15 protein-coding genes are annotated in these 18,006 nt (G+C 34.8%); 6 read left to right on the forward strand and 9 right to left on the reverse strand.

Annotated elements, in window-relative coordinates; translation table 11 throughout:
* The first annotated feature begins 37 nt into the window (after positions 1-37).
* From ACFS3A_RS19125 to ACFS3A_RS19135, 3 genes are all read left to right on the forward strand, one after another.
* The gene (locus ACFS3A_RS19125; RefSeq protein WP_379827166.1) at positions 38-1,258 is read left to right on the forward strand and encodes a hypothetical protein; all 1,221 of its coding nucleotides are present in this window, start codon (positions 38-40) and stop codon (positions 1,256-1,258) included.
* A gap of 10 nt (positions 1,259-1,268) precedes the next feature.
* The gene (locus tag ACFS3A_RS19130) at positions 1,269-2,318 is read left to right on the forward strand and encodes an XAC2610-related protein (protein WP_379827167.1); all 1,050 of its coding nucleotides are present in this window, start codon (positions 1,269-1,271) and stop codon (positions 2,316-2,318) included.
* Between the two features lie 102 nt (positions 2,319-2,420).
* Entirely contained in the window at positions 2,421-3,854 is a 1,434-nt protein-coding gene (locus tag ACFS3A_RS19135) for a hypothetical protein (protein ID WP_379827168.1), read from the forward strand.
* A gap of 89 nt (positions 3,855-3,943) precedes the next feature.
* On the opposite strand, the gene ACFS3A_RS19140 is transcribed toward ACFS3A_RS19135, so the two are convergent.
* From ACFS3A_RS19140 to trhO, 5 genes are all read right to left on the reverse strand, one after another.
* Complete coding sequence (locus ACFS3A_RS19140; protein ID WP_379827169.1) at positions 3,944-4,174, reverse strand: ferredoxin; 231 nt, start codon at positions 4,172-4,174, stop codon at positions 3,944-3,946.
* A complete protein-coding gene (locus ACFS3A_RS19145; protein WP_379827170.1) occupies positions 4,174-5,415 on the reverse strand; it encodes a peptidase U32 family protein in 1,242 nt (413 codons plus the stop codon). Before ACFS3A_RS19145 ends, ACFS3A_RS19140 begins: the two co-directional genes overlap by 1 nt.
* A 110-nt stretch (positions 5,416-5,525) precedes the next feature.
* A complete protein-coding gene (locus ACFS3A_RS19150) occupies positions 5,526-6,047 on the reverse strand; it encodes a hypothetical protein (protein ID WP_379827171.1) in 522 nt (173 codons plus the stop codon).
* Between the two features lie 208 nt (positions 6,048-6,255).
* Positions 6,256-6,690: an IS200/IS605 family transposase gene (gene tnpA / locus ACFS3A_RS19155; RefSeq protein WP_379827172.1), complete on the reverse strand. Its 435-nt coding sequence runs from the start codon at positions 6,688-6,690 to the stop codon at positions 6,256-6,258.
* A gap of 25 nt (positions 6,691-6,715) precedes the next feature.
* On the reverse strand, positions 6,716-8,074 hold the full coding sequence (gene trhO, locus ACFS3A_RS19160) for an oxygen-dependent tRNA uridine(34) hydroxylase TrhO (protein WP_379827173.1): 1,359 nt from the start codon (positions 8,072-8,074) through the stop codon (positions 6,716-6,718).
* A gap of 273 nt (positions 8,075-8,347) precedes the next feature.
* Between trhO and ACFS3A_RS19165 the strand changes: the two genes are divergently transcribed.
* Genes ACFS3A_RS19165 through ACFS3A_RS19175 form a run of 3 tightly spaced genes read left to right on the forward strand, consistent with a single transcriptional unit; the run spans position 8,348 to position 14,013 of the window.
* The gene (locus tag ACFS3A_RS19165) at positions 8,348-9,502 is read left to right on the forward strand and encodes an efflux RND transporter periplasmic adaptor subunit (protein WP_379827174.1); all 1,155 of its coding nucleotides are present in this window, start codon (positions 8,348-8,350) and stop codon (positions 9,500-9,502) included.
* Positions 9,503-9,505: 3 nt separating this feature from the next.
* Positions 9,506-12,652, forward strand: coding sequence for an efflux RND transporter permease subunit (locus tag ACFS3A_RS19170; RefSeq protein WP_379827175.1), 3,147 nt, complete (start codon positions 9,506-9,508; stop codon positions 12,650-12,652).
* Positions 12,649-14,013 (forward strand): efflux transporter outer membrane subunit, encoded by a 1,365-nt coding sequence (locus ACFS3A_RS19175; protein ID WP_379827176.1) that lies wholly within the window; start codon positions 12,649-12,651, stop codon positions 14,011-14,013. The genes ACFS3A_RS19170 and ACFS3A_RS19175 overlap by 4 nt, the downstream gene beginning before the upstream one ends.
* Before the next feature lie 332 nt (positions 14,014-14,345).
* On the opposite strand, the gene ACFS3A_RS19180 is transcribed toward ACFS3A_RS19175, so the two are convergent.
* From ACFS3A_RS19180 to ACFS3A_RS19195, 4 genes are all read right to left on the reverse strand, one after another.
* Positions 14,346-14,756, reverse strand: coding sequence for a BrxA/BrxB family bacilliredoxin (locus tag ACFS3A_RS19180; RefSeq protein ID WP_179003802.1), 411 nt, complete (start codon positions 14,754-14,756; stop codon positions 14,346-14,348).
* A gap of 136 nt (positions 14,757-14,892) precedes the next feature.
* The gene (locus tag ACFS3A_RS19185) at positions 14,893-15,336 is read right to left on the reverse strand and encodes an ArsR/SmtB family transcription factor (RefSeq protein ID WP_379827177.1); all 444 of its coding nucleotides are present in this window, start codon (positions 15,334-15,336) and stop codon (positions 14,893-14,895) included.
* A 99-nt stretch (positions 15,337-15,435) separates the two neighbouring features.
* A complete protein-coding gene (locus tag ACFS3A_RS19190) occupies positions 15,436-16,605 on the reverse strand; it encodes a lycopene cyclase family protein (RefSeq protein ID WP_379827178.1) in 1,170 nt (389 codons plus the stop codon).
* Between the two features lie 104 nt (positions 16,606-16,709).
* Positions 16,710-17,906, reverse strand: coding sequence for a glycosyltransferase (locus tag ACFS3A_RS19195; RefSeq protein ID WP_379827179.1), 1,197 nt, complete (start codon positions 17,904-17,906; stop codon positions 16,710-16,712).
* Between the last annotated feature and the right edge of the window lie 100 nt (positions 17,907-18,006).

The raw sequence follows: 18,006 nt of genomic DNA on the forward strand, positions 1-18,006 counted from the left end.
ATTAAAATTGAATATTTTACCTCAAAATTAGAATTAAATGACTAGAAACTTAACCAGACTAGGACAGCCTGTTTTTATTATTTCTTTGATTATTCTTATTCTTAACGATTGGTTCTTTAAAAACATTTTTCATAATTTCATTACAGGGAAACTGTCTGATTTTGCGGGTTTATTTGCTTTTCCTTTCTTTTGGAGCGTTATTTTTCCAAAAAGAATTAAAGAAATTCACTTGGGTACTTTCCTGTTTTTTGTCTTTTGGAAAAGTCCCTTTTCAGAAACATTTGTACATTTTATTGGAGCATCAAGAATAGTCGATTTCTCAGATAATATGGCGCTCATAAGTGTTTTCATTTCATTTCAAATAGTAAAAAAAGAGTCTTATGTTTTAAAACTACATCCCCTTTTTTTACAGTTGATTTTACTGCTTTCTTGTTTTTCATTTGTTGCAACTACACAAAAAAGGGAACCTTGCACAAGTATTGAGTGCGAATTTTTGGTTTTGAAATTAAGCAACGAAACCAACAAAAAAATAATTGTCCAAATTGATTTTAAATATTCTGAAAAAGAGATAGCATTTTATAAAAAACAACAGATTTTAGATGGTATAAACAATGTTCGGAAAATTTTAGAAGAAAGGCATGAAAGAAAAATATCTCCTGGTTTCCAACCTTCCGATTCTATTGAAATTGTAAAAAACACAAATGAAAATTGGAGCAACCGAAAAAAAATAGGCCTGATAGATCCATTTGTTCTTAATGTACATGAATCAAAATTGGTTGCAATACCATTATGGCAATTTGACAGTTTGGTTGGTTTTCCTGAAAATTTTAAAATATCGATACTCGACACTAACCAGAAAATCATTAAAACCTATAAAAAAAAGACATTCTTTGAAAAAGTAAACCAAAACTCATCTGTAAAATTAGATGAGTTTTCCCGAGAAAATAGTTTGAATTTAATATTTGGAGAAGTTAAAAGACCTTTTATCCTATCTGATTGTTATGGAAAATGGGAATCTAAAACAAATGGAACTTTCAACAAAATAGAATTCAATTCGAGGTATTTCAGCAATGACAAAACCGGCGATGTATATAATTGCGAATTCAAAAACGACACCGTTTTGGTATATACCCCGGAAAAAGTACACATCGGAATAATGAAAAAACCTAAAGATGATGTACTTGTAATTTCCTGGGATACAAAAACGGTTTTAACCTACCAAAGATCATCTCAACCAACTTCTTTGGGCAATCAATAATATTAAAACTATGAAATTAAAAATCATTTCGTTTTTTCTACTCTTTTCAATAGCAACCGCGAGTGCTCAAAAAGCTTATCTCATTCATGATTTCATGAAAGGTTATACTTTGTATTTTATTCAGCAAAAAGCTGGCTCCCAAATAAAAGAATATTACAAACTTACCGAAGATAAGAGCACAAAAATGGTTTTAGAGTTTGGTGCGAAGGAATTGGCGAAACCACAAACAATCAAAACAGCCAAAGAAGTAACTTTCAAAAGTCTTTCTGACAAGAATATTCAAATTCTAGGCGATGTAAATTTTGATGGCAAACCTGATATTATTATTCATGAAACACAAATTAATGATGATGATGGCTGTTATTATCCAAGGGCATCATCTCATATTTTTATTAATACAGAAAACACATTTACAATTAGTCAAAGTATTAGCGATGTTTATAATGATGCTAATTGTATGCGTGGCGGTTCGTTTGATATCGATGCAAAAAACAAACGTATTATTACATCGAGTACCTGCGGTGCAGCTTGTCATGGTTGTGAGCATTACAGCGTCTCGGGTAAAGAGGCTAAAATGATTTCCAGCTTTGATGAAGATGGATTTGCCCAAGGGCCTTTCTCTAAAATAACAGGTAAGAAATTAGAAAACAACAAATGGGTTTCTTTCAATTCTTTATCTATTTACGAACCAAATTTAGATCCGGACAAAATACTTGCTTTTGATACCAAAAATGGCAAAGGGCGTATATTGTTGTTTAAAATAGATACTATCTTATATTATGCTTTTCAACAAAACGACGAGTATAAATTTATTTCTTTTGCTCATCCGTCCAGTCCTGAAAAAGCCAATAAAGCCATCTTTAAATTTAGAAAACAAAATGCAGGTTATGAACTTGAATTTAACAGTGGCAGCATAAAATATCTGGTTTATGAAACAGCAAATGGCCTCGGCATTAAAATTAATGTCAACGGAAAAATTTCCGACTGGCAGGGAATGACTAAAACTGGAAGTTTAGAAGCATTGGTTAAAAACAAATTTAGTAATGTTATAAAAGAGTAATTGGTTTTTAAAACAAGAACTAAAATTTGTTATGTTTACTTACGCTAAACATATAAAAAAGAACATAATATCCCATTTTAAATAAACCCAAAACTAACCAAAATGAACACCGAAAATGTACTTGACCAGCCAAAAGAGGAAACAAACTATTTTTATCACTTTAATTTTTCAAAGTTTAAGGCGATCACTTTTCCTCTGGCAATTATTGCCGTGCTTTTTGTTATTAAACAACTTATCATAAATAATTTTTCCGTTTCCAGTGCTGGAGGAGCTGGATTATCAGGTATGCTAATCTCTTTTCGAGGGCCTCAAAATTTACCTTTATGGGCAAATATTTTGAATACAATAATCAATGCCCTAATCTTAATAATAGCACTTTGCTGGGAAGCTGTCAATGAGAAGAAATTCGATAAAATAAAATACCTTCTTTTGTTATGCCTGCCAGCAATATTATCAGACATCATCTCTACCTTTACAGACCTTCATGAATCTTATGATAACAGTTTTTTTTATATAATTTATTTTACTCTTGGTTATTTGTACCCTTACGCACTATATGGTGCGCTAAGAGGAAAAATACTTTATGGGAAAAAAATCAATTTTTTAGGCTATTTAATAGGAATGTTTACTTCTATAAATCTAGATGCTTTATACCAAAAAATAGTTTCTATATTAACTTTCCGTGATTTTTACGGCTCGGTTTCGTCTTATGAAATAATATTTTCAAAATTATTTACGATACTGTCTTTTTTCTATTTTATACTTTTACTAGAGGCGGGATTTTCTTTTAAGAATTTTATAAAAATGCCTGCTACTGCTTTTCTAAACTATAAAAAATTCGCGATACATTTTTCCTTGCTGTTTACTTCATTCCTTGCTGTTCATTTTGTTTTTACAGAACAATTCTCTGTGAATTGGTTCAGTTCTTTGGCACCAAGTATTTCGAGAACTTACTATGATATATATACCGTTATTCGCGTGCTTTTTCAACTTACATTTGTCTATTTATTATTCTCCCAACTATTGCTTTTACAGTTAGGTGCTTTACGCAGAAGACCTTTTTGGATTTACCTGGCGAGCTTTATACCTGTAATTAATTTAATTCCGTTATTATTCTTTTTTCGCAAAAATACTCCATTGACAGATGCTGAATATTTAGAAATAGAACAAGATGAAAATCAAAGAAAATTATACTTCCAGGCATTTCTTTTGTTTATAATAAGCGTTTATGCATTTTACAAATTTATAGGACTTGGCTTAAACCGTCAGGACTTAATTTGCTTAACCGGGATCGTTATAGCATTGTATATTTCTATAATCTATTTTAGAAAAGGTGTTTGGATAGGTTTTGCCGTATTAGCTCTAGGAATTTTATTCTTTTTCTATCAGGAAATCCCAAGTGGTTTCTATTATTTCTGCGTCTTTTCTTATGGGGCAATTGGAATATATAATCTTCATATTGCCATATTTTGGGAATCTCCAGAATGGGCTGAAATTGAAGAGAATATTGAAACAGTAAAAACTGAAGAAGCATAAACATTATCATCGTAATAAATTCTTACAACGCATTTTAACCAAAAAGAGTCGCAAAATTGCGACTCTTTTTTTATGTGATTCAAATATTCCTAAGTCTCTTTAACCGTAATAATCTTCACTGGACAAGCTTTCGCCGCCAATTCACAACTTTCAACAATAGTATGATTTGGAGATTTCAACGTAAAAAAACCTTTTGCATTTACAGAATGAATCAAAACCGATTTCCCATCTTTTTTTGACATTTGAAAATGAACAGGATCCATTTCAACGCAATAATTACAGCCAATGCATTTATCTCTTTGTAAAGTTACAACAACCATTATGCTTCAACAATTTTATACAGTTTATCAGACATTCTGATTCTAAATGGCAGTTTGAAACTGCAGTCATCGCCTTTTGTAGCTTTTTTTCCAGCTGCATCGTTTACAAACATTTCATCGATAATCATTTCCTGAGCGCCTGTAGTTGGTCCTGTAACTAAAATTTTATCTCCAATTTTAATATCATAGGCTTCAATCTTAAACTGCCCAATCTCAGCTTTCGGGAAATAGTGTGTTCCTTTACCCACATAAACCTTCTTCTGAGTTGCTGCAGATCCTGGAATATCACTCCATTCTCCTAATTCCTGACCTAGATAATATCCCGACCAGAATCCTCGATTGTAAACGGTTTCTAAAGCTTTCATCCAATCTGCGGTTTTTTCTTTGGAGAAAGTTCCATCATAATACGCATCAATAGCTTCACGATAGGTTTTGGTTACCGTTGCTACATATTCCGGCGCACGGCCTCTTCCTTCTATTTTTAAAACTTTAATCCCTGAATCGATAACCTGATCTAAGAAATCAAGTGTACATAAATCTTTTGGCGACATCATGTATTCGTTATCCAATTCGATTTCGAAACCAGTTTCCTGATCAATAACGGTATATTTTTTTCGGCAGTTTTGTTTGCAGGCGCCGCGATTCGCAGAGGAGTTATGCGAATGCAGACTCAAATAACATTTTCCCGAAACTGCCATACATAAAGCTCCATGTCCAAAAATTTCGATTTCGACTAAATTTCCGTTTGGCCCTTTAATCTGTTCTTTCTCAATTTGATCGGTAATATTCTTTACTTGGCGTAAGCTTAATTCTCGACTTAAAACCATTGTATCGGCAAACAAACTATAGAATTTAATGGTTTCAATATTCGTGACATTCAACTGAGTTGAAATATGAACTTCCATTCCAATTGATCTTGCCATTGCAATTACCGCCTGATCGGAAGCAATTACGGCTGTAATATTCGCTTCTTTGGCTTTGGTTAATAATGTTTTTACAACCGATAAATCGTGATCGTAAATAATCGTATTTAACGTCAAATAACTTCGAACGTTTTTAGCTTCGCATCTATTGGCAATTTCTTTTAAATCATCAATTGTAAAATTCACTGTCGAACGTGCACGCATATTAAGCTGTTCCACTCCAAAATATACGGAATCACAGCCATTATCTAAGGCAGCCTGAAGCGACTCAAAATCTCCCGCTGGAGACATGAGTTCAATTGTATTGTTAATTGTCATTTTTGATTCTATTATTTCAATGAAATGATTTTTCAATCAGTCATCTAACAATTGACAAAAATAATGTGGGTGTAGATTAGATTCCTATGATTTATATCATAGTTTATATTTTAAAAATTATTTGTAGTGGTATTAATTATTTTTGTCGATATCCGTTGTGTTCCTGCGGTTTCAACCGCAGGATATGTTTTTTCTTTGCGTATGTTTTTTAAAATATAGCCCGTGGTTGAAACCACGGGAAACGTATCAGATTCAATCCTACGAAATAAATAATCATGGCGGACATGCGTTGCGTTCCTGCGGTTGAAACCGCAGGCTATATTTTTATTTGCGTATGTTTTTAAAATATAGCCCGTGGTTTCAACCACGGGAAACGTATCAGATTCAATCCTACGAAATGAATAATCATGGCGGACATGCGTTGCGTTCCTGCGGTTGAAACCGCAGGCTATGTTTTTATTTGCGTATGTTTTTAAAATATAGCCCGTGGTTTCAACCACAGGGAATGTATAGGATTCAATCCTACAAAATACACAATCGTTGTCAATATACGTCGTGTTCCTGCGGTTGAAACCGCAGGCTATGTTTTTATTTGCGTATGTTTTTAAAATATAGCCCGTGGTTTCAACCACAGGGAATGTATAGGATTCAATCCTACAAAATACACAATCGTTGTCAATATACGTCGTGTTCCTGCGGTTGAAACCGCAGGCTATGTTTTCTTTGCGTATGTTTTTAAAATATAGCCCGTGGTTGAAACCACGGGAAACGTTTCGTTGTCGACATTCATTGCACCCATGCTGTTGAAACCACAGGGAAACGCATCGTTAAACCAAGCAATCATTTATCCCCCAGCCCATGTAGTTTTACAAATCCATCAAATTCATCTTGCGTATTTTTCGTAAGATGATGTTCCTTTTGATTTTTAATGTAATTGTAAACAACATCTAACTGAGATTCACTAACAGAAAAGGCTGCAAATCCAGTTTGCCAAGCAAATTTTTCAAGGATAAATTCTCCTCTATTCATAAAATGAGAAGAACTTCCTTTAATTTGCTTTACAATGTCTGAGATTGTTTTTTGCGGGTTTTGTAAAAATAAAACATGCACATGGTCGGGCATTCCATTAATAATTCTAACAGGACATCCAAGTTCTGTTAACTCTAGCCAAATAAAATCGTACAGTTGTTTCTCAATTGAAAGATCAATTAATTCCTGACGATTTTTGGTTGCCCAAATGACATGAACCCATAATTTGGTAAACGATTGCGACATAAATAAATTAGCATAAAAATTTATGCTAATTTACAATTTTATACAATTTATCTGACAAACGAATGCGAAATGGAACCTCAAAAGTAACTTTATCACCAATTTTAGCTGACTGAGTTTCTTCACCATTAACAATGATTCTATTCAAAACCATTTCCTGATCACCCGTAGTTGGGCCGGAAATTAAGATTTTATCACCACTGTTTAACTCTTGGTTTTCGATAGTAAACTGTCCAACCTGAGCTTTTACATAATAATGCTCCGCTTTTCCAAGAAGGACTTTCTTTACTTTTATTTTCTGACGAATATCGGCTGGCTTTTGAGCTGTTGCCAAAGCAGTTTCTGGTAGTTCTCCTGAATGTTTGAATTTTAAGTTTTCAGATTTTCCTTTTCTGAATACTTTGTTTCCAACTTGTTTACCCGTTCTTAAACGAACCTGATCTACTAAAGGCATGTGAATTATTTCTAGACATTCTGTAGAACAGCAGTTTTCCATTGCAACTTTACAATCATCACACTGAATGAACAATAAATGACAACCATCATTTTCGCAATTCGTGTGATTATCGCAAGGTTTTCCGCATTGATGGCATTGCGAAATAATATCATCTGTAATTCTTTCGCCAAGACGATTATCAAATACGAAGTTTTTACCAATGAATTTGCTTTCCAAACCTTCTTCTTTCAATTGTTTAGCATAATTAATAATGCCACCTTCCAATTGATAAACGTTTTTGAAACCTTGGTGTTTGAAGTAAGCACTTGCTTTTTCACAACGAATACCTCCAGTACAATACATTACCAGATTTTTATCGTCTTTGTGATCTTTAAGCTGTTCGTTGATAATAGGTAAACTTTCTCTGAAAGTCTCCACATCTGGAGTAATCGCACCTTTAAAATGTCCTACTTCACTTTCGTAGTGATTTCTAAAATCTACTACAATTGTGTTTGGATCATCAAGGATTTCGTTGAATTCTTTGGCTTTTAAGTGAACGCCAATATTAGTAACATCAAAAGTATCATCATTTAAACCGTCGGCAACGATTTTATGACGCACTTTGATAGTCAATTTCAAAAAGGAATGATCATCTTGCTCTACGGCAACATTCAATCGTATGTCTTTCATGAAATCATAAGCTTCTAAAGTTTCTCTAAAAGCTTCAAAATTTTCTGCAGGAACACTCATCTGAGCATTAATTCCTTCATGGGCAACATAAATTCTTCCTAATGCATCTAGTGCATTCCAGGCAATGAATAAATCGTTACGAAATTTTTGTGGATCTTGAATTTTGGCATACGCATAGAAAGACAACGTTAGTCGTTGTTTACCGGCATCATCAATCATGATGGCTCTTTCTTCTGCGCTCAAAGTGTTATACAGTTGCATGCTATAAACAGTTTTAAGTTAAGAATAAATAAAATACGAATCTATAAATGGAATAAAATCGGGCGCAAAGGTAAGGCTTTCTTTTCAATTTTAAAAATGATAAAAACTGCTGATTTTTGAAACCATATTAAGAGATGTAAGCTCATATAAATTTAACTATTAAATCAAATTCTTAAATAGCAACAAAGTTGCGTTATTAAAAAATAGATTGTTTATCAGATTGTTACAAAAATTTCATTAAATTTATGTGGTACAATTTTAACATTTATGATTATGAATGCTTTAAAACTACCAAAACCAATCCTTCCCCTCTTCTTTCTTTTAACCTTATTTTCTTCCTGTAAAAAAGAACAACCCAAAGCGCCGCCTCCCATGCAGGCTCCTTTTGTTACGGTCAAAAGTGAAGATGTCCCCATTTACAAAGATTTTGCGGGACAGACTTTTGGAGATTTAGACATTGAATTAATCGCCAGGGTTGATGGTATTTTAACAGGTATTCATTTCAAAGAAGGTCAAAGAGTCAAAAAAGGCCAGCTTTTATATACCATCGACCCGTTAGAATATGATACCAAAGTAGAGCAGGTTCGCGGACAAGTTGCGGGCGCTCAAAGTAATTTGGTAAATGCCGAGGAAGAACTCAAAAGAATTCGCCCCCTTGCTGATATAAATGCAGTCAGTAAACGTGAGTTGGATGCGGCTGTAGCCAAAGACAAAGCGGCGCGATCAAACTTAAACAGTGTTCAAGCCAGTTTAAGAAACCAGCAGATTGAACGAAGTTACTGCGATATTCGATCTCCTATTGATGGTGTAATCGGACTTTCGAATGCGCGATTAGGTGATTATATTACCCGAATTGGAAATGATGCCAAACTCAATACCGTTTCCAAACTAGAAAAAGTCAGAGTGCAATTTACAGTCAGCGAATCTGATTATTTACGATATCAAAAGCAGGTCAAAGCCGGAGAACGTATTACTGATCTTGCTTTAATACTTTCTGACGGAAGTACCCATTCTGAAAAAGGAAGCCTTAATTTCTCAGATACCAAAATAGATCCTACAACCGGAACTGTAACTATCGAAGCGCAGTTTCCAAACCCGGACGGTACTTTACGATCTGGACAATTTGCAAAAGTTCGTGTTTTACTGAGAACTCAAAAAGATGCAATAGTAGTTCCTCAAAAGGCGGTAACCGAAATTCAGGGACTTTTCCAGGTTTCGATTATAGATGAAAAAAACACTATTCAAACCCGAATGGTCGAAGTCGGACAAAAAATTGGTGTCGACTGGATTATTACCAAAGGTTTAAAACCCGACGAAAAAGTCGCTATTATTGGCAATCAGTTTATTCAGCCCGGATCAACTGTTGTTCCAGTTCCTTACGTAGCCGACAAAGATAAAAAGCAGATTGCATCATCTCTAAACAACTAGATTATGGATAATTTCTTTGTACGCAGACCAATCGTTGCTATTGTTCTCTCCATTTTCATTGTTTTAATTGGAGGTCTTTCTGTCCTTTCGACTCCTATTGCTCAATATCCGGAAATTGCACCGCCTTTGGTACAAGTTTCAACGAGTTATCGTGGTGCAAATGCCTTAAATGTGGAGCAGGCCGTTGCAACTCCTATCGAGCAAAAAGTAAACGGAGTTGAAAACATGCTTTACATGCAATCCACCAATACAGGTGATGGGAGTATGACGTTAAATATTACATTTGATATGGGAACCGATCTGGATAATGCCACCATGCTAACCCAGAACCGAGTTAACGAAGCGACCAACAAACTTCCAAATGACGTTAAAACCACAGGAGTTACCACGAAAAAGTCGCTCTCAATGCCCATGCTGATTTTGTCCTTGTATTCTCCCAACAAAACCTTCGACGGAAACTTTCTGACCAATTATGCCAATATCAACATTGTAGATGCTTTGGCACGTATTAAAGGAGTTGGAGAAGTTACGCTTTACGGAGGAAGTAATTATGCGATGCGAATTTGGGTCAAGCCTGATATCATGGCCAAATACAATTTGACGGTGCCCGATATTATACGATCAATCCAAGATCAAAATGCCATTGCGCCCGGAGGAAAATTTGGCGCTCCGCCGGCAACCGAAAATAACGAGTTTACCTATAATGTCATGCTGAAAGACCGTTTGGTCAATCCGGAAGATTTTGAAAATATCATTTTAAAATCAAACATCAACAATCAGCAGGTTCGTTTGAAAGATATTGGAACCGTAACTTTAGGTACAGAAAGTTATGCTTCGATTGCGAAATTGAATGGAAATCCCGCAGGAACAATCGGAATCAAACAAATGCCCGGTTCTAATGCTTTGGAAGTGGCGGAAAATGTAAAAAACACAATCGAAAAACTCAGCAAAAGATTTCCGCAAGATTTAAAGTACCGAGTTTCATTAGATACCACTTTAGCCATTTCTGAAGGAATTAATGAAATCATGCATACTTTGGTCGAAGCGATTATTCTGGTAATTATCGTGGTTTTTATATTTCTGCAAAACTGGCGAGCGACTTTAATCCCGCTTTTGACTGTTCCTGTTTCGCTGATTGGGGTTTTTATGCTTTTTCCGTTACTTGGATTTTCCATAAATGTACTTTCCCTTTTAGGATTAGTATTGGCCATCGGAATTGTCGTCGACGATGCCATTGTGGTTGTTGAAGCAGTAATGCATCATATCGAACACGGAATGTCTCCACGGGAAGCTACCAATCAGGCCATGAAAGAGGTTTCGGGACCTGTAATTGCGATTGCAATTGTATTGACCGCCGTATTTATTCCTGTAGCTTTAACACCCGGAATTACAGGACGCCTCTATCAGCAGTTTGCTATTACAATTGCTATATCGGTAATTTTCTCTGCTTTAAGCGCTTTGACGTTAAGTCCCGCTTTATGTTCTCTTTTATTAAAACCCAATCAAGAAGCAAAGGGCTGGCTTGGAAAATTCTTTCACTGGTTTAATGATAAATTTGGAAAATTCACTAATAAATACACTGGTTTTTCTGGTTTTCTAATTAAAAAAACTGCCCGAAGCTTAATCTTCATTGGAATTGTCGTTGGGGCGATTATTCTTTTGGGAGGAAAAATTCCGGGCGGTTTTGTACCCGAAGAAGATCAAGGTTATATGTTTGTAAACATTGAGCTTCCCGGCGCTTCTTCATTAGAACGAACAGGAAAAGTGATTCAGAAAGTAGAGCATATTCTTTCTCAAAATAAGGGAGTTGAATATTATACTTCGGTGGCTGGATTTAGTTTAATCAAAAACTCGGTGGCAACCAACAACGGATTTTTCTTTGTCGCTTTAAAAGAATGGAAAGAACGTGAACAAGATGTTTTTCAGATATTAAAGGAAGTCAACGGAAAAGTAGTTTTCGGAATTCCCGAAGCAACCGTTTTTGCATTTGGCCCTCCGCCGATTACCGGAATTGGAAATGCTGCCGGATTCTCCATGATGCTTCAGGATCGGGAAGGAAATACACCGCAGTATCTTTTTGAAAATGCACAGCAATTTATGGCCGAAGCCAAAAAGAGACCCGAAATTGGAACAATTCGAACGACTTTTAACCCGAATGTACCTCAGATTAGTCTAGACATTGATCGAGAAAAAGTAACCGAACTCAATCTTTCTTTATCGGATGTGAATATCGCCATTGGCGCCAGTTTAGGAGGGCAATACATTAATGAATTCAATAAATTTGGGCGACAGTATATCGTACTGCTTCAGGCGGATCCAAGTTACACCGTAAATCCCGAAGACATTAATAAGATATTTGTTCGGAGCAAAGACAACAAAATGATTCCGATTTCGAGTATTGCCACAATTCGAAAAGTAAGCGGTCCCGAGTTCACAACCCGTTTCAATTTGTATCGAGCTGCGGAAATCGGCGGAACACCCGCTCCTGGATTTACTTCGGCGCAAGCCATGAATGCTTTACAGGAAACAGCAAGTAAAGTACTTCCCGCAGGAATGGGTTACGAATGGGCGAATATGAGTTATCAGGAAAAACAAGCCGAAGGAAAAGGAAATACCGTTTTTATCATGGCACTTCTTTTCGTGTTTCTAATTCTCGCCGCACAATACGAAAGCTGGAAACTGCCTTTCAGTGTTTTGCTCGGAACGCCTTTTGCTGTTTTCGGTGCTTTTCTCGGCTTATACATCTGTAGATTATTAAGTCCCGATTATGTGAATAACGTTTTTGCCCAAATTGGTTTGGTCATGTTAATTGGTCTTGCTGCCAAAAATGCGATTCTGATTGTAGAATTTGCCAAAGAAGAATATGAAAAAGGAATGCCTGCAAAAGAAGCGGCTTTATTCGCTGCAAAATTGCGCTTCCGCCCTATTTTAATGACGGCCTTCGCTTTTATTTTAGGAGTAGTTCCCTTATTAACGGCAACTGGAGCTGGAGCTCAAGCGAGAAAAGTTATGGGAATGACCGTTTTTAGCGGTATGCTCGTTGCCACTATTCTAGGAGTTTGCTTGATTCCTGTGTTGTTTGTTTTTATTGAAACCTTCGGAAAGAAAAAAACCGATGAAACCGATGAACCTAAAAAGGATGAACAATGAAAACTCTAAAAATACTTCTAGCGATATTTTTGATAGCTGTTTTTCCTTACGGATGTATGGTTGGGCCAAAGTATACCAAACCAGAACAGCCTCAGACAGATTCTTTCCGTTATAGCAATCAGCCTGCCGATAGCACAAAATCGGTTACAACTATAAAATGGTCGACTATATTTAATGACGATGTTTTAATTGGTTTAATCGAAAAAGGAATTCAGAATAATTACGATCTAAAAATTGCCATTGCACGTTTAGAACAAGTACAAGCTAATCTCGGAATGGCAAAAGCCGATTTATATCCTTCCTTTCAATATACAGGTCAGGTCAATAGTGCAGAAACCTTTATGCAGCCTTCTTCTGTATTTGCCAATATGTCTTGGGAATTGGATTTCTGGGGAAAATATCGTCATCAGACTAAAGCTTTACAAAATGAACTGTTAGCTTCTGATGAAGCCCGAAAAGTAGTGTTGTCTACTATTGTAAGTACAATTGCCATTTCTTATTTTGAACTGCGTGACTTTGATAATCAATTAGAAATTACCATTCACACTTTAGAAACCAGACAAAAAGCTTACGATATCATAAATGAGCGTTTTATAAGCGGTTATGTTGCGGAATTAGATAAAGTACAAATCGAACAGCAGGTTGCCATTGCCGAAGCTAATATTCCGTTAATTAAAAGACAGATTACGGCTTTAGAAAATTCAATTTCTGTTTTGGTTGGACAAGTTCCACAGGCTATTGCAAGAGGAAAAACCAACAGTGAATTAGTAGTTCAATCTGATTTCCCAACATCAGTTCCATCTGCTTTATTAGAAAACAGACCCGATGTGAAACGTCAGGAATATTTGTACAAAGCCGCTTTTGAAAGAATTGGTGTTGCCCAAGCTATGCGTTATCCATCATTTAATATTGGTGCACTTGCCGGTTTTGCGAGTATTACGGTTGGAGATTTATTTAACGACGGTTCTTATACGCAAAATGTTGGCGCTGGAGTTGCAGGCCCAATCTTCAACTTCGGAAAAAACAAACGCCGTGTTGAAGTGAATAGACAAATTGCAGAAGAAATGAAATTCAATTTCCAAAAAACCTATTTAACTGCTATATCTGAAGTAGAAAACTCACTTCAAAATGTTGCGATGTTTAAAGAAGAATGGACAGCCAGAAACCGACAAGTCGTAGCGGCTCAAAAAAACTATGATTTGTCTAATGCAAGATATTATAACGGTTATGTTTCTTACCTAGAAGTTTTGGATGCACAAAGATCTTTGTTTGAAGCACAATTAAGCCTTTCGCAGTTAACCCAAAAGCAATTGAGTTCTATGGTTCAGCTGTACAAAGCGCTGGGCGGAGGATGGAATTAGTTCTTTTGAGTTGCTAAGGTTCTAAGGCGCTAAGATGCTAAGTTTTTTACATTGAGTTATCATTCCGTAGGAATGTTTCATCGGTAGAAAAAAAAATTGTAATCGCCCATATTTGCGTTCCGTAGGAACGTTTGATGTGATCAGGATTAAAAAAACAATACCAAAATCAAACGTTCCTACGGAACGTAAAACATAACAACAATACATTTTTTTTCTACCGACGAGATGTTCCTACGGAACATATAAAAATAAAAAGGTCTGTTTCAAAATTTTGAAACAGACCTTTTTTAATCTTTGTACCTCTGTACCTTTGCCTCTTTGAACCTAACGAATTAACAAAACTCGTTAAACGCATCTTGCAAATTCTCAGCGATCAATTCAGCTGGACGGCCTTCGATGTGGTGACGCTCTAACATGTGAACCAATTCTCCGTTTTTGAACAAAGCCATAGATGGCGATGATGGAGGAAAAGGAAACATATGTTGTCTTGCAGCATCAACCGCTTCTTTGTCAACACCAGCGAAAACTGTGATAAGGTGATCTGGTTTTTTAGCTCCTTCTAAACTCATCTTTGCTCCCGGACGTGCATTTCTGGCAGCACAACCGCAAACAGAGTTTACAACAACTAAAGTGGTACCTTCGGCTTTGATAGCATTCTCAACAGCTTCAGCACTATGTAAATCTTGAAAACCTGCAGCTGTTAATTCAGCTTCCATTGGTTTTACCATGTCTAGTGGATACATATTCTTGTCTTTTAAATTTTACTTTTGAACTGCAAAGTTACAAAGTTTACTCGCAACTAGTTAATTTGAAGTATAAAGTTTTGTTATAGTTCGATATTAAATTTTAGTATCAAATTATCAAAAACACAAACGCTTTCTATTTTTTATGTCGAAATTGATAGTTGTATTGTTTCAAATGATGGTTTCTGCCTATTACATTGTGCGTCGTCAAAACTGTCGATTTTTTCACTTCCGAAACTTCAATTGTTGAAAGATAACTGCTAAAATATTTCTTAAGTATTTGGATATTATCTTTTTCAACAGAATAAATTATCTTCTTACCTTCATTTTTTATGTTTACCAGATTTGCTTTTTTCAGTTCCAGTAAATGTTTTGATATTGTAGATTGTGCCAATGGAATTAAATCGACAATTTCCCCGCAAGTCCTGTTATCTCTTTTCCATAAAAGTGTCATAATCTGAATTCGTGCAGGATGTCCAAGTGCTTTACAGATTTTACCTATTATTTCTGTTTCCACATCAAATTCTATGTGCTTTGAAATCCCCATATCTATATCTGTTAATTCATCATCGCAAAACATCGATTATATTTTGTGACGAACAAATCTAACTGATCCGGATATTCTTCAGCACCCTTAAAAAGTTATTAAACAAAAGAATAAGCCAATCTATTCTTTTTATCAAAGAATATCTGTGCGAAATAACGCTTTGATAAATGGTATTTTAGGACATTTTAAAATCACTTTTAAATCTTCAACAATATTGGTTTCTTCATCCAAAAATTTAAATATCAGAGCTGGTTTTCCTTTTTTAAATAAGGAAGAGAAAACCGAACTTCCTAATTCATTGTGACGGTATAAAATATCCAAAAGCAATGCATCATAAAACCAAAATCGGTTTTTTTTATGAAACTTAGTCATATTGAGCGAAGTCAACGTTTCACTTTGAAGAAATTCAATAAGTTCTGAAGATCTTTTATCGGAATTTTTAAATGTATAACCAGTACTTGCTTTTGTCCAGCCGCCGGCAGTACCAATATTTAAAACTCTTTTGGTGTTTTTATTCCAAAACGGAAAACAAGTCATTGGAATACTCCCCTCTTCTTTTTCCAATATTTGATATTTGCTTACATCAAGTTTTTTCAGGTAAATTTCAATTTCGTTTTCATATTCTTCTTTAGCGAGAAGCTTTTCTGAAAACAAAGTATATTCAATCAAAGCTTCGGATTTTGAAATGGGCAAAACATACATAAATCTTGTATTTCCTTTTTGTTCAACCGAAAAATCCATAAAAGTTACTTTATCCGGATTAAAAACCTCATTTTCCACTTTTACAAACCAACCCACAAAATGTTGTTGCAAAACGGGATATTTGTTTTGATTTTGAGTGTATATCTTTGTATAAATACTGTTGAATAAATAATTACAGGTGTATCTGTTTTCTTCTGTACCTACAAAAACATGTGTTTCGAGTTCGTTGATATCTGTTACCTTTTCGTTTAAGAACGTGATATTAGATTGTTTTAAAATCGCTTCGAAGACGAAATTATAAAAATCAATTCCATTAATTTTATTGTAATGATAAGGCTTCAACGCTAAATCACGATTAAAATCCTGATTAACAAAAACAGCTTTGTCCCATTTTTTAGAAATAACGGAATTCCAGACAGTTTCACCTTTTTCCCAAAAACACCAGGTCCTGTCACTGGTTTTCTTCAAATCCTGATCCAGTAATAAAATGGATTTATCTGAGAATTTCCCGGACAGAATCATTTTGTAAACCGTCATTAAAGATGCCAGTCCCGTTCCGGTAAAAATGTAGTCGAAATGTTTAATCTCTGAAGAATTCATTCTCAAAAATAATGAAAATTTATTTTCTCAATTCTTTAAGATTGGATTCTTCGGGATTTTTAATAAATATTGATCTTGATTGGTTTAGTCAAAATGGCATTTGACTACAAAACATCAAATCTGGAAAACACGGTTTCTAATACCTGAATCGAAAATGGCTTAAGGCTTTCTTCAGAGTTTTGCTGTAATTCTAACCAAAGTTTTTTATTGTTATACAGTTCAATTATTCCAGATGCAAATTCTTCTTTATCATTATAAATCAGGGCATTTTTCTCATGAATTAATTTCATCCCTTCTGCCCCTACAGGAGATGTTACAACTGGCAGATAATATTCGAAAGCCTGTCCAATCTTGCCTTTTACTCCGGCGCCATAACGCAAAGGAGCAACCATGAGTTTATTGCTAATAAAAAACGGTTCTATATCCGGAACATAACCATGAAAAATAAATCTTGGATCAACTATATCTGTAATTCGCTCCCGTACATTTCCAATAATATTGACTTTTATTGTAGCATCTTTCTGCCAGACAATTGGCATTATATCATTATGTAAATAATAAATTGCATCAATATTAGGTTCGTGCTGAGAGCCTATAAAAAGTATATCCTCGCGATCATCAAATGGAAGTACCTCATCAATAGTACTTTTTTGATAATGAATATTAGATAATGTAATCAGTTTACTATTATCAATATATTTTGTCATAATTTCTTTTTCGAAATCAGAAACTGTGATTACAAAATCTACATTTTGCGCTAATTTCGTTTCAATAAAAAGAAATTTTTTGTAATTTTTTCTAAGTGAAATTCTTTTTGGATCAATTTCAATGGCTCTTTTATAACGAAGAAAGTGAATATCCGTCATATCAAAAACTGATTTTGATTCGGGAAAAATACGTGATATTTTTTTAAAATTATAATCGAAAGCCCTTGCTCCGTAGTACCATACAAAATCTACTTTAGAAATTGTCTTTAAAAAATCAAAGTACGTACGGTATTGATTGGTTTCTACATATACAATAACTCCTAAATCGCTAAAATCACCTACATCCTTATTGGTTCTGGCAGTATTATTCGAACAGATAATGCAATTATACCCTTTACTTTTAAAAAACAAAATAATCTCTTTAAGCCTGTTAGAACCTGAATCCTGATCCGGAGAAGGCATACTAAGATTAAAAAAGACAATTGTTTTATTTGATGAATTGTAAGTATTAAAGTTTGGTATTGATTGATCTGATTGATTCTTAATTATTTCTTTTCTTTTATAGTAAAGCTTAATGCTTTTAAATATCCCCATCGATAGTTTGTTATTTGCTAATTTAATTATCTATATGTTTTAACAATGAATCAGTTATAACAAAATGACCCCCTTCTTCAATTCTCGTATTAGACGCTGT

This window comes from Flavobacterium notoginsengisoli (assembly GCF_042686225.1).
Lineage (GTDB): Bacteria > Bacteroidota > Bacteroidia > Flavobacteriales > Flavobacteriaceae > Flavobacterium > Flavobacterium notoginsengisoli.

What these genes read in the sequence shown, in the direction of transcription:
- tnpA (WP_379827172.1), bottom strand. Translation starts at nt 6,690, where the DNA reads ATGTCGCAATCGTTTACCAAATTATGGGTTCATGTCATTTGGGCAACC.
- ACFS3A_RS19195 (WP_379827179.1), bottom strand. Translation starts at nt 17,906, where the DNA reads ATGGGGATATTTAAAAGCATTAAGCTTTACTATAAAAGAAAAGAAATA.
- ACFS3A_RS19185 (WP_379827177.1), bottom strand. Translation starts at nt 15,336, where the DNA reads ATGTTTTGCGATGATGAATTAACAGATATAGATATGGGGATTTCAAAG.
- ACFS3A_RS19125 (WP_379827166.1), top strand. Translation starts at nt 38, where the DNA reads ATGACTAGAAACTTAACCAGACTAGGACAGCCTGTTTTTATTATTTCT.
- ACFS3A_RS19130 (WP_379827167.1), top strand. Translation starts at nt 1,269, where the DNA reads ATGAAATTAAAAATCATTTCGTTTTTTCTACTCTTTTCAATAGCAACC.
- ACFS3A_RS19175 (WP_379827176.1), top strand. Translation starts at nt 12,649, where the DNA reads ATGAAAACTCTAAAAATACTTCTAGCGATATTTTTGATAGCTGTTTTT.
- ACFS3A_RS19135 (WP_379827168.1), top strand. Translation starts at nt 2,421, where the DNA reads ATGAACACCGAAAATGTACTTGACCAGCCAAAAGAGGAAACAAACTAT.
- ACFS3A_RS19140 (WP_379827169.1), bottom strand. Translation starts at nt 4,174, where the DNA reads ATGGTTGTTGTAACTTTACAAAGAGATAAATGCATTGGCTGTAATTAT.
- trhO (WP_379827173.1), bottom strand. Translation starts at nt 8,074, where the DNA reads ATGCAACTGTATAACACTTTGAGCGCAGAAGAAAGAGCCATCATGATT.
- ACFS3A_RS19190 (WP_379827178.1), bottom strand. Translation starts at nt 16,605, where the DNA reads ATGAATTCTTCAGAGATTAAACATTTCGACTACATTTTTACCGGAACG.
- ACFS3A_RS19170 (WP_379827175.1), top strand. Translation starts at nt 9,506, where the DNA reads ATGGATAATTTCTTTGTACGCAGACCAATCGTTGCTATTGTTCTCTCC.
- ACFS3A_RS19145 (WP_379827170.1), bottom strand. Translation starts at nt 5,415, where the DNA reads ATGACAATTAACAATACAATTGAACTCATGTCTCCAGCGGGAGATTTT.
- ACFS3A_RS19165 (WP_379827174.1), top strand. Translation starts at nt 8,348, where the DNA reads ATGAATGCTTTAAAACTACCAAAACCAATCCTTCCCCTCTTCTTTCTT.
- ACFS3A_RS19180 (WP_179003802.1), bottom strand. Translation starts at nt 14,756, where the DNA reads ATGTATCCACTAGACATGGTAAAACCAATGGAAGCTGAATTAACAGCT.